This is a genomic window from Protofrankia sp. Cr1, from assembly GCF_963555865.1.
Lineage (GTDB): Bacteria > Actinomycetota > Actinomycetes > Frankiales > Frankiaceae > Protofrankia.
The window spans coordinates 7,374-9,033 of sequence record NZ_CAUVXO010000060.1 but is presented as its reverse complement, the minus strand read 5'-3'; the positions used below and the strand labels follow the sequence as shown (position 1 = coordinate 9,033).

Annotated in this window: 2 protein-coding genes; both read right to left on the bottom strand. The window is 67.0% G+C overall.

Translation table 11 applies throughout. The features are described from left to right. Window positions 1–21: 21 nt before the first annotated feature. The gene (gene ftsX, locus U9980_RS07970; RefSeq protein WP_322767355.1) at window positions 22–894 is read right to left on the bottom strand and encodes a permease-like cell division protein FtsX; all 873 of its coding nucleotides are present in this window, start codon (window positions 892–894) and stop codon (window positions 22–24) included. Between the two features lie 15 nt (window positions 895–909). Continuing rightward, entirely contained in the window at window positions 910–1,599 is a 690-nt protein-coding gene (gene ftsE, locus U9980_RS07965) for a cell division ATP-binding protein FtsE (RefSeq protein ID WP_322751432.1), read from the bottom strand. Window positions 1,600–1,660: the final 61 nt, after the last annotated feature.

The window sequence follows — 1,660 nt, the reverse complement described above, 5'->3', positions numbered from 1 at the left end:
CATGGCGGAGCCAGCCGTGGGTCAGACCCGCAGGTGCCGGCGGAGCGCGACCACAGCCAGGGACGCGGTCGCCGCGGAGCCGATCAGGAGAACACCGACTGCGGCGGCCCACACCGCACCCCAGTCCAGGAGCGGAAACGTGGTCTGCCGGGCAAACCTATGATCAACAAGATAGATCTTGCAGGCGATCAGCGCTATCGCCGCGAACGTCCCGCCGAGCAGGCCCGTGACCGCACTCTCCACAACGAAGGGCGCGCGGATCGTCGCGTTGGTGGCTCCCACCAGCCGCATCACCGCGGTTTCCCGGCGTCGCCCGTGCGCGGACACCCGGATCATCGTATAGATCAACACGAACGCGGCAAAGGCCTGAACCGCGGCGAGGACGAAGGCCCCGACCGCGAACGCGTGCAGGAAGCGGTAGAGCGGTGCGAGCAACGCACGCTGGTCCCGTACCCGGTCGACACCATCTCTTCCGGAGTAATCCGCGACGATCTCGCCGGACCGGCGTGGATCGACGAGCGTCAGACGGAACGACGCGGGCAGATCATCCGCGCTCACGCCACTGACGACATCCGGCGAATTGCGGAAGTCGCGGGTGAAACGCGCGAATGCGTGCGCCTTGTCCTCGTAGACGACGGCCCGCACCAACGAGTCGGCGCGCAGATCCGCGGCCAGCTCGTCCCGCTCCGCGCTGGACACCCCGTCCTTGAGGTCGATGACGACCTGGATCCGGTCGAGAACGAACCCGTCGACGGTGCGAACCTGGGCCCGCAGCAGCAGGCCGGCTCCGAGCAGGGTAAGGCAGATCGCCACGGTGACGATCACTCCGAGGGTCATGGACAGGTTGCGCCGCAGGCTGGTGACACCGATGGCGAGCACCGGGCCGACGCGCATATTAGCGATCATGTCCTACAGGGCCAGTCCGTAGACGCCTCGCACCTGGTCGCGTACCAGCGCCCCGTGTTCGAGCTCGATGACCCGCCGACGCATGGCGTCCACCGCAGCGGCGTTGTGCGTAGCCATGACGACGGTCGTCCCGGCCCGGTTGATCGCGTCCAAGAGCTTCAAGATCCCTGAACTCGTGGCCGGATCGAGGTTGCCGGTCGGTTCGTCAGCCAGCAGGATCCGCGGACGCCCGACAAAGGCCCGGGCCACCGCGACCCGTTGTTGCTCTCCGCCGGACAGCTCGTCGGGATAGCGGTTCTCCTTACCTGCCAGTCCCACCAGGTCGACAACCTCGGGGACGAGAGTGCGGACCACATGGCGCGGCCGACCGGTGACCTCCAGGGCAAAGGCCACATTGCCGGCGACCGTCCGGTCGGGCAGCAGCCGGAAGTCCTGGAAAACGCACGCCACCTGCCGGCGCAGCAACGGCACCCGACGGTCTGGGATGGCGGCCAGGTCCCGGCCGGCAACCTCGACCACACCGGCGGTCGGCCGCTCGTCCCGCAGAAGCAGCCGTAGAAAAGTGGACTTCCCCGAACCCGACGGACCGACCAGGAAGACGAACTCCCCGGCGGTGATCTCGACGGTCACATCATCCAACGCGGGCCGCGCACCCGCTGGATACTGTTTGGTCACCAAGGTCATGCGAATCACGTTTGCCACTCCTCGCATCCACATTGAGACTGTAAGTCACCAGTGGATGCTAGCCAGCCGC

Bases quoted from the DNA above. Each gene is read 5' to 3' on its own strand.
- ftsX (WP_322767355.1), bottom strand. From the start codon at position 894: ATGCGCGTCGGCCCGGTGCTCGCCATCGGTGTCACCAGCCTGCGGCGC.